Origin of the sequence: Allobosea sp. TAB14 (assembly GCF_052113865.1) — a bacterium.
Lineage (GTDB): Bacteria > Pseudomonadota > Alphaproteobacteria > Rhizobiales > Beijerinckiaceae > Allobosea > Allobosea spartocytisi.
Map to the genome: position 1 here is coordinate 18,303 of NZ_JBFRDQ010000029.1, position 9,592 is coordinate 27,894.

Here is a 9,592-nt window from a genome sequence, read left to right on the forward strand (position 1 = left end):
GCCTCACTCCTCATCGAACTTGCGTGCGACGATATCGACGAGCGCAGCGAGCGCAGCCGGAGCATCTTCGCCGCTGGCCTTGAAATGCAGCATTTCGCCCTGGGCCGCCTTGACGCGCATGATCTTCACCGGGCTCTTGGCATCCGTCCAYGGGCCGGCCGCGCTAGTGGCGACCTCGATACGGGAGCCGAAGCGCTTGGCGATCTGGGTAAGCTTCACCGAAGGCCTGGCATGAAGCCCGATCTTGTTGGTGAGCAGGGCGCTGGCCGTCACCTCCTGCATCCTTGCATTCCTCTCACTACCTTTGGCCGACATGTCATTCATGCCGACATGAGTTCCTCGGCCGTCGCCTGCACGACGGCCAGCGGCGAGCCGCCGGACGCTTCGGTCGCGGCCATCACGGCGCCTTCCACAATSGGTGCATTACAGATGACGATGCGCTCGCGCCGTTCCTCCGGCATCATTTCCACCGCCATCTCGCTATTGGTCTCGGCCCCGCCGAGATCGACCAGGATGGCGACGCCCGCTTCCGACCATGCCTCGTCGATCGCCGCCATGATGGCGGCGACATCGGTGCCCAGGCCGCCTGCGGCATTGCCCCCGGCCGCGGCCAGCAGGACATTGTCGCCGACCATCTGGCGAACCATGTCGGCGGCGCCTTCGGCGACCTTGGCCGAGTGCGACACGATGACGATGCCGACATTCTTGCTGGCTGTCATGCTTTCAGGCTCCGATGGCGTTGCAGATTGCGGTGGCGAGCAGGGCCGACGAGCGTGCCCCAGGATCCATATGGCCGATCGAACGTTCGCCGAGAAACGAGGCGCGTCCGCGAATGGCCTTGAGCGGCACCGTCGCCTCGGCCGCAGCCCTGGCGACTTCGGGAAGGCGCGTCGTGAGATCGGCGCCGCCATGGGCGAGTGCGGTCTGGAGCGGCGCCAACACGTCGAGCRTGGTCTTCTGGCCGAGATCGGACTTGCCTCGCGCCTTCACGGCCTCGATCGCTGCGGCCAGCGCCCGCGCCACATCTGTAATCGTCGGCTCTGRCGGCAGCTCCTTRCCGAGCGYCATGAAYAGYGTGCCGTAGAGMGGCCCYGAGGCGCCGCCGACYTTCATCACCAATGTCGTGCCGATRGCCTTCAGGGCGTCGGGCAAGGGCTTTGCCGTGATCGGATCCATGTCCGCCAGCACCGCCTCGAAACCACGCTTCATGTTCAGGCCGTGGTCGCCGTCGCCAATGGCCTGGTCGAGCGCCGTCAATTCATCGGCATGGGCCACGATTGCCCCGGCCATGGCCTCGATCAGCTTCTTCTTCAACGCGCCGTCCATGGTTCACCTCACCCGCTGGCCGGCGGCGTCGAAGAACAGCGGCTTGAGCAGGCTCACGCTCACCTCGTCGCTGACATCCAGGCCTTCATCCGGGTCGACCAAGCTGACGATCTGCTGCTGGTTCACGGCGATATGCAGGTGGTTCTGATCGCCGAGCCGTTCGATCCAGTTGACCTTGCCCGTCACCGCACCGTTCCTGGCCTTGGCGATGGCGAGATGTTCGGTGCGCACGCCAATCGTGGTCGTGTTAGCCGGCGCCTCCAGATCGGGGAAGAGCGCGCGCGGCAACAGGTTGATGCCGGGGCTGCCGAGGCGGGTGGCGACATAGATGTCGGTCGGGTCCTCATAGATGCTGCGCGGCGTTCCGATCTGCACCAGGCGGCCGTGGTTGATCACGCCGATGCGCGAGGCCAGCGTCATGGCTTCGGTTTGATCATGCGTGACGTAGAGGATGGTCGCACCGAGATCCTGCTGGATATGCTTCAGCTCGATGCGCAATTCCGCGCGCAGCTTGGCATCGAGCGAGGAGAGCGGCTCATCCATCAGATAGATCGACGGGCTGCGCACCAGGGCGCGGCCGATCGCGACGCGCTGCATCTGGCCGCCGGAGAGCTGCGTCGCGCGGTTCTGCAGCTTGTCCTCGATCTTGAGGAGCTTTGCGACATGGCCGACCGCGCGCCGGATCTCGTCCTCGGGCGTGCGCCGTGTCGGCGACCGCAAGGGGAAGGCGAGATTGTCGAAGACGCTCAGATGCGGATAGAGCGAGTATTGTTGGAATACAAAGGCGACGTCGCGCGCCGCCGGCGGCAGCGCCGTGACATCGACGCCGCCGATGAAGATGCGGCCGTCATCGGGGGTCTCCAGCCCGGCAATGAGGCGCAAGGTTGTCGTCTTGCCCGCGCCCGTCGGCCCCAGCAGCACGACGAACTCGCCATCGGCGATGGTGAGCGACAGATCGCTCGCGGCCTGCACCGCACCGAACCGCTTCGAGACCTGCGTCAGCGTGACCTCAGCCATGGGTGCGCCTCGTCGTGCTGGCCTCATGCAAGGCGGAGCGGATCGCCTTTCCCGTCACCGCATCGAACAGCGATAGCCGCTCCGGCTTGAACGACAGGCTGACGCGGTCGCCGGCGGCCACCGGCAGATAGGCAGGCAAGCGCGCCTTGAGCTTGCCGCGCGGGGTGGCGACCGTCACGATCTGGTTCGTGCCGAGATATTCGGTGCCAAAAATCTCGCCCGGAAGGGCGCTGCCCTGCCGGCCGGGATCGCCGATGACGATCTGCTCGGGCCGCACCCCAAGCGCCAGCGGTCCGGGCGCGTGGCTCTCGCGCAGTTCCGGCAGGGTCACGCAGGCGGCATCGATGCTGACCGAGGTCGAGCCCGCAATGGCCGCGCCGTCGAAACGGATGAAATTCATCGCGGGCGAGCCGATGAAATCCCCGACGAACATCGAATTCGGGCGGTCATAGATCTCCTGCGGCGAGCCGAGTTGCTCGATCACGCCATCGTTCATCACCGCGATCTTGTCGGCCATCGACATCGCTTCGAGCTGGTCATGGGTGACATAGACCGTCGTCGCCTTCAGCCGATCGTGCAGGGCGCGCAGTTCGCCGCACATCAGATGGCGGAACTCGGCGTCAAGCGCGCCCAGCGGCTCGTCCATCATGAAGGCCTTCGGTTCGCGCACGATGGCGCGTCCGAGTGCGACCCGCTGTCGGTCGCCGCCGGAAAGACCGGAGACCGATTTGTCGAGCAGATGCTCGATGCGCAGCACGCGCGCCGCTTCCTCGACGCGCCGTCTCGTCTCGTCCCTGGACACCCCCATCGAGACCAAGGGAAAGCTGATGTTCTTGCGCACGTTCATATGCGGGTAGAGCGCAAAGAGCTGGAACACCATGGCGATGTCGCGTTCGCGCGCCCGCTTGAAGGTGACATCCTCACCATCGAGCCGGATGCTGCCGGAGGATGGCAGCTCCAGCCCCGCAACCATCCGCAACGTCGTCGTCTTGCCGCAGCCGGAGGGACCCAGCAGGCAGAAGAAATCGCCGTTCTCGACCGTGAAACTGGTATCGCGCACCGCCATGAAGGCGCCGAACCGTTTCACCAGATTATCGACCCGGATCTCGGCCATGGCTCACTCCGGGAATTTGGTGACGAAGGTGAACATGACGACGCCGATCAGGGTCGTGACGAAGGAATGGCCGTAGAGCGTCAGCGAGAAGGGCTGCAGCAGCATCAGCACGCCGGCCGAGATCAGCAATGTTGCCAGTGTCTCCATCGGTCCGCGTCGCAGCGCCTTCGGCCAGCGCGATGCGGCCGCGCCTTGCGGCTCACGGGGATGGCTCGGATGCCGGTTCACTTGCAGGTTCATTTGCGCACCGCCCCGAAGGTGATGCCGCGCAGGAGGTGCTTGCGCAGCAGCACGGTGAAAACCAGGATCGGGATCAGGAACAGCGTCGTTCCGGCCGCGACCGCCGGCCAATCCTGCCCGCCCTCGCCGATGATGATCGGGATGAAGGGTGGCGCGGTCTGCGCCGTGCCCGAGGTGAGCAGCACGGCGAAGGCATATTCGTTCCAGGCGAAGATCAGGCAGAAGATCGCGGTCGCGACGATGCCGGTCGTGGCCTGCGGCAGCACGACCTTGCGGAAGGCCTGCAGCCGCGTGTAGCCGTCGATCATCGCCGCCTCCTCGTATTCGCGGGGGATCTCGTCGATGAAGCCCTTGAGCAGCCAGACGGCCAGCGAGACGTTGACCGAAGTGTAGAGCAGGATCATGCCGAGCCGCGTGTCGGAGAGGCCGAGCTCGCGATACATCAGGAAGATCGGGATCGCGACGGCGATCGGCGGCATCATCCGTGTCGAGAGGATGAAGAACAGCAAGTCGTCCTTCAGCGGCACCTTGAAGCGCGAGAAGGCATAGGCGGCGCAGGTGCCCAGCCCCACCGAGAGCAGCGTCGAGCCGAATGCGATGATCAGAGAATTGACGAAGCGCGGCACATAATTCGACGGGCCGACGACCACCATGCTGCGCGAGCGTGCGATCTCTTCGCAGGCGGAATTCGCAGGCGGGAGCGAGGCGAGATAATCCGCCGTCTGGCGCGAGCGCGTGTTGAACAGGTTGCAATAGCCTTCGATCGAAGGCTCGAAATGCACGAACGGCACGACCTTGGGCGGGTAGGAGATCGAGTCCGGCGGCGTCTTGATGCTGGTCAGGCCGATCCAGAGCAGCGGCACGATGGCCACCAGCGCGTAGAGAACGACGATGGTGCCGGCCAGCAGCTTGACGCGTCCGCTCGGCGCGACGACGGAATGAGCCGTGGAAAGAGCGCCGCTCATCGTGCCTTCACCTTGTTCAGCGCCTTCACATAGATGTTCGCCAGCCCGAACACGGCGACGAACAGGATRATYGCGAAGGCGGAGGAATAGCCGGTGCGCCAGGCCTCGAAGGCGGCRCGCTTCAGCGTGATCGAGGCGAGTTCRGTGGTCGAGCCCGGGCCGCCCGAGGTCAGGAGGTTGACCATGTCGAACATCTTGAAGTTCTCGATGCCGCGGAAGAGCACGGCCAGCATGATGAAGGGCAGGCACATCGGCAGCGTGATCGAGATGAATTGCCGCCGGTTGCTGGCTCGGTCGACCTCGGCTGCCTCGTAGATGTAGTCCGGGATCGAGCGCAGGCCGGCCAAGCAGATCAGCATCACATAGGGCGTCCACATCCAGGTATCGACGATGATGATCGCCCAAGGGCTCAGCTTCACATCGCCGAGCATCTGGAAGGAGGACGGCGCAATACCGGAGAAGAACGAGACCACGTAATTGAACAGGCCGATCTGCGGCTGGTACAGGAAGGTCCAGAAATTTCCGACCACSGCCGGCGASAGCATCATCGGGATCAGGATCAGCGTGGTCCAGAAGCCGTGGCCGCGGAATTTCCGGTCGATCAGATAGGCCAGCGCGAAGCCGATCACGGTCTGCAGCAGGATCGTCCAGAACACGAAATGCGCCGTTGCCTGCATGCGCTGCCAGATTTCGGGGTCCGACAGGATGGTCTGGTAGTGATCGAGCCCGACATAGCGCAGCGGCGCATTGGGGCGGTTGGCGCGGTAATTCGTGAAGGAGAGCTGGATCGTCCAGATCAGCGGGAACAGGTTGATGGCGAGCAGCAGGATCATCGTCGGCGCGATGAACAGCCAGGCGATGGACCTGTCGGAGAGGCCCCGGACGCGCTTGGCGATCGGGGGATGGGGCGCGCGCATCGCTTTCGCGCTCCTGATGCCGGTGATGTCGCTCGCATTCATGACCTAGGCGCCCTTCGAAGGCAAAGTCGGGGCTGGCTGCGCCCGCCGGCGGGCGCAGCCTCTCGAAGCGGCAGCGGCGAGCGGCCGCTTCAGAACTTGCCGTCTTCCTTGAAGATCTTGGTCCAGTCCTGGATCAGCAGGTCGAGCGCCTGCTTGGCCGTGCCCTTATCCGCGACGACATAGTCGTGGACGCGGGCCTGTTCCGCCTGCAGCAACTGCGCGTAGGACGGCTCGGCCCAGAAATCGACGACCTGGCCCATGGCGACGAGGAAATCAGCCGCGAAGGGCGCGGATTTGGCGAAACCGGGATCGTTCAGCACGCCCTTGTGGCAGGTATAGCCGCCGAGCTCCCACCACTTCTTCTGCACGTCGAGCGAGGCGAACCATTTGACGTAGGCCAGCGCCTCGGCCCGGTTCGGCGAATAGGCGACGACCGAGAGGCCCTGCCCGCCGAGCTGCGAGCCCTTCTCCTTCTCAGGCGGATTGACGAAGAAGCCGATCCTGTCGCCGCCGACATTGGGATCCTTGTACAGGCCGGGAAAGAAGGCGAACCAGTTCATCTGCAGGGCCGCCTGTCCGGATTTGAAAGCGTCCAGGCCCTCTTGCATATAGGCGTTGGAGTAGCCCGGCGGGGTGCAGCATTTGTACAGGGACTTGTAGAACTCCAGGCCCTTCACGGCATCGTCGGAGTTGACGAAACCGGCCATGGCGTAGGGCTTCTTCGGGTCCTCATATTTGAAGCCGAAAGGATAGAGCGCGTTGGCGACGCCCATCGTGATGCCTTCCGAGCCACGCTCGGTGAAGATCGCCGCGCCATAGACCTTCTTGCCGTCGATGTCGCGGCCCTGGAAGAACTCGGCGATCTGCTTCAGCTCGGTCTGCGACTTCGGCGCGGCGAGCTCGCGGTTGTATTTGGCCTTGAATTCGGCCTGCAGCTCAGGTCTGGAGAACCAATCCTTGCGGTAGGTCCAGCCGAGCGCATCCCCCATGGCCGGCAGCGCCCAGTAGTTCGGCGTATTCTTCGGCCATTCGGCATAGCCGGTGACGGTCGCCGGCATGAAGTCGTCGATCTTGATCCCTTCCTTGGCGAAGAAATCGTTTAGTTTCACGTAATGATTGTTCTCGGCGGAGCCGCCGATCCACTGCGAGTCACCGATGATCAGGTCGCAGAGCTTGCCCTTGGAATTGAGCTCGTTGAGCATGCGGTCGGCGAAATTCGGCCAAGGCACGAACTCGAACTTCATTGCGATATTGGTCTTGGCGGTGAAGTCTTTGGAGAGCTCGACCAGCGCATTGGCCGGATCCCAGGCCGCCCAGCAGAGCGTCAGCGACTTGCCCTGGGCCTGAGCCTCCGTGGCAGCCAGCGCGGCGCTCCCGGCAATGGTCGCGGCMAGCATCCAKGTCCTGAWTWKTKTCAYGWACTTCCCTCCCTTGGCGTGCCGTCACCAGCCGTCATTGGGGTGACGGGYGAACCTGCGTGACCGCGAAGGGCACAGCCGGAAGAAGGGGCGCGGCCGACGCGGGGCGTTTCCTCACGCCGCCTCGGAACTAACCGTCCAAGTTCAGCGATTTGTTTAGTAGATCGCCAATCACTAAACATGTCAAGCGATGAAGATGGCCGACAACATGCTGCAATGCGGCGATTTTTTTGCCGCGATGCACAAGTTTAGTGAATTCCTGAGCCCCGTCGGGGTTGGGGCAGCGTGGCCCGTCATGTGCTTCATCAAGCGGAAGCAGGCTTGCCTGGCAGGTCCGCGAAGCGGTCGATCGAGCATGGGGAACTCGCGACGGGCCAGACAGCGCTTAAGACGTTGTCGCCAGTGGACCCGCCGACCTTCTGCCGAGGGCGGCGAGCCTCTACGCGTATAGCCCCTTCCCCAGGATTGAATTCGAATCCTTTGGGCGCGCCATTTCGGTCATACCTATACAGAACTGCGAATACTCGGCCGCCCAAGGAAGGATGCGCGGGAAGGGAGCGCTCCATAGCGCCGCTCTGCAACTATTTCCCAACGGGGCCGGATCGCGCCAGAAGCGGATGCTGGAGGCCTGCCTGGGAGCGGATGTTCGATTCGAACGTGCTTTTCGTCGTTCATGGAGAGACTCTCCAGACGCAGGAAAAGCCGAGATGTCAGGCGGAGGAACTCGCATTGGCTGGGGCCTCGGCACGGCGCCAGTTGCACCCGCCGTGATAACCGAACCAAGCATGCTTTAACGCAACAAATGTGGAGGCGCCGGGGTCGGCGCGCTCCACATCTTCAGCTGTCAGCGAATACTATCGAGTACTCACTTAGCCTCCGCTGATTGGGCAACGCAGGCCGCTTTTAGACAATAGAGGGTCGGGTCTCGAAACTCGATCGGATCATTGTCTACCATCAGACGTGCCATGCGCCCCGCACTTAGTCAATACAGAATCGAATTGACTCATGAATCATTCTCAATCGGATTGGTGGACAAATTCCATTATCTGAAAAACTGGCTTTGACCCGTCTCCGCCCCCAACTCGATCTGGATGATAGCTACCCCCAAGCCGCTCCCCGCAAACGGGATACGGATCCGGGACGTTGCGGCACGGCAAGCTGCGGGTCGTTGAAGATCGAGCAGCGATAACGATGCTGATCAAGCCGGTGCCGAAGAGGAATGCCGCCAGAAAAAAAGCCCCGGGTTTCCCCGGGGCTTCCGACTAGGACCGGAAAACCGATCAGAAGTCGCGCTGGATGCGCAGGCGGCCGGCGACCGAGTCTTCCGACTTGATGCCGAGGACCGCGCTGCGAGCAGCGGCGTTGCTCACGCTGCCGACCGGCGAACGGATATCGAGGTGCGAGTAGAGCACTTCGACGCCGATATCCAGGCCGGAGACCGGCGACCAGATCAGGTTGCCAGCGAGGATGAGCTCCTTCGGATCAGCCGAGCGAGCCGTCAGACCGCCGAACGCGACAGCCGCCGCGTCGAGGTACTTGAACTTCACCTCGGAGTACGAACCGAAGATCTCGGTGCGCAGGGTGGGGGTCCAGAAGTGGCGGAACGCCGCAACGACCGACCAGCCGGTCGAGTTGTCGACATTGCCGGTGACCGGGTTCAGCGCGGCATCAGCCAGCACCAGACCGCCGATGCGGCCGAGACCCAGGCTGCCCGGGCTCCAGCCGAGATAGCCGAGAGCGCCGTCAGCATAAGCAGCCTGCAGCCAGAAGGCGTCGCCAGCGGCGAGCATCGGCAGGTTGATCTTCACGCCACCCTGGATGGCCCAGACCATCTCGTCGCCGTCGACAGCGCCGAGAGCCGCAGCCGTGGCGTACTTACGCTGGCCGACAGCGCCGGACAGCTGAGCCGAACCCCAGCCCTGATCGACGCGCAGCGACGCGATCAGATCCGGGTAGTCCTGACCCTGGACGACGGCCGCAGCAGCGCCGCCGCCGACCAGCGGGTTGAACACCGCGCCCGGCAGCTCGCGGCCGGACGTGCCCGAGGTGCGGTCTTCCGCCGAGATCGTGGCCGAGAAGCCCGAACCGAAGGTGGCGGTGTAGGCCAGCAGGTTGACGCGCGTATCCGACGTGCGAACCGAGTTGAAGCCGAGGTCGTTGGCATAGAAGTCGAAGAACGACTGAGCGCGACCAGCGGTGATCGGGCCGAACTGGACGAAGGCCAGGTCGAGCAGCGAGCCGGTGGAGGTCGACGAAGCGCCACGGACGAAGCCCGGGACGGTCGCGCCGACGTTGAACGGGGTGATGCCGCCAGCGCCGTAGATGCCGGTGTTGTTGGTCAGCTCGTAGCGGATGAAGGTGCGCAGCGTGCCGTAGGCGGTCGCGGTGCGGACGTCGATGTTCAGACGGCCACGGGCGCGGGTGCCGTAGGCATCCTGGTAGTCGCTGTAGCGGCTGCCGACAGCGTACTCGGCGCGAACGCGGCCCGAGATGCGCAGGCAGGAGTCGGTGCCCGGGATATAGAAGAAGCCGGCACCGTAGGCGGTGCAGACG

At 63.9% G+C, this 9,592-nt stretch carries 10 protein-coding genes; all 10 read right to left on the minus strand.

Annotated elements, in window-relative coordinates; genetic code table 11:
- Window positions 1–3 precede the first annotated feature (3 nt).
- Complete coding sequence (locus tag AB4Y99_RS06590; RefSeq protein WP_112764875.1) at window positions 4–282, minus strand: HPr family phosphocarrier protein; 279 nt, start codon at window positions 280–282, stop codon at window positions 4–6.
- A gap of 38 nt (window positions 283–320) precedes the next feature.
- Window positions 321–719 (minus strand): dihydroxyacetone kinase phosphoryl donor subunit DhaM, encoded by a 399-nt coding sequence (gene dhaM / locus AB4Y99_RS06595; RefSeq protein WP_112764876.1) that lies wholly within the window; start codon window positions 717–719, stop codon window positions 321–323.
- Between the two features lie 4 nt (window positions 720–723).
- A complete protein-coding gene (dhaL, locus tag AB4Y99_RS06600) occupies window positions 724–1,326 on the minus strand; it encodes a dihydroxyacetone kinase subunit DhaL (RefSeq protein ID WP_441522763.1) in 603 nt (200 codons plus the stop codon).
- Window positions 1,327–1,329: 3 nt separating this feature from the next.
- The gene (locus AB4Y99_RS06605) at window positions 1,330–2,343 is read right to left on the minus strand and encodes an ABC transporter ATP-binding protein (RefSeq protein WP_441522764.1); all 1,014 of its coding nucleotides are present in this window, start codon (window positions 2,341–2,343) and stop codon (window positions 1,330–1,332) included.
- Window positions 2,336–3,457 carry an ABC transporter ATP-binding protein gene (locus tag AB4Y99_RS06610; RefSeq protein ID WP_441522765.1) on the minus strand — a complete coding sequence of 374 codons (1,122 nt, stop codon included), beginning with the start codon at window positions 3,455–3,457 and terminating at the stop codon, window positions 2,336–2,338. The genes AB4Y99_RS06605 and AB4Y99_RS06610 overlap by 8 nt, the downstream gene beginning before the upstream one ends.
- Window positions 3,458–3,460: 3 nt before the next feature.
- Window positions 3,461–3,697, minus strand: coding sequence for a hypothetical protein (locus AB4Y99_RS06615; protein WP_441522766.1), 237 nt, complete (start codon window positions 3,695–3,697; stop codon window positions 3,461–3,463).
- Entirely contained in the window at window positions 3,694–4,662 is a 969-nt protein-coding gene (locus tag AB4Y99_RS06620) for a carbohydrate ABC transporter permease (RefSeq protein ID WP_112764881.1), read from the minus strand. The genes AB4Y99_RS06615 and AB4Y99_RS06620 overlap by 4 nt, the downstream gene beginning before the upstream one ends.
- Entirely contained in the window at window positions 4,659–5,579 is a 921-nt protein-coding gene (locus tag AB4Y99_RS06625; protein WP_441522769.1) for a carbohydrate ABC transporter permease, read from the minus strand. The genes AB4Y99_RS06620 and AB4Y99_RS06625 overlap by 4 nt, the downstream gene beginning before the upstream one ends.
- Window positions 5,580–5,710: 131 nt before the next feature.
- On the minus strand, window positions 5,711–7,018 hold the full coding sequence (locus tag AB4Y99_RS06630) for an ABC transporter substrate-binding protein (RefSeq protein WP_441522767.1): 1,308 nt from the start codon (window positions 7,016–7,018) through the stop codon (window positions 5,711–5,713).
- Between the two features lie 1,301 nt (window positions 7,019–8,319).
- The coding region (locus AB4Y99_RS06635) for a porin (protein ID WP_441522768.1) at window positions 8,320–9,592 on the minus strand (1,273 nt) is incomplete at its 5' end.

Bases quoted from the DNA above. Each gene is read 5' to 3' on its own strand.
- AB4Y99_RS06615 (WP_441522766.1), bottom strand. From the start codon at position 3,697: ATGAACCTGCAAGTGAACCGGCATCCGAGCCATCCCCGTGAGCCGCAA.
- AB4Y99_RS06620 (WP_112764881.1), bottom strand. From the start codon at position 4,662: ATGAGCGGCGCTCTTTCCACGGCTCATTCCGTCGTCGCGCCGAGCGGA.
- AB4Y99_RS06610 (WP_441522765.1), bottom strand. From the start codon at position 3,457: ATGGCCGAGATCCGGGTCGATAATCTGGTGAAACGGTTCGGCGCCTTC.
- AB4Y99_RS06605 (WP_441522764.1), bottom strand. From the start codon at position 2,343: ATGGCTGAGGTCACGCTGACGCAGGTCTCGAAGCGGTTCGGTGCGGTG.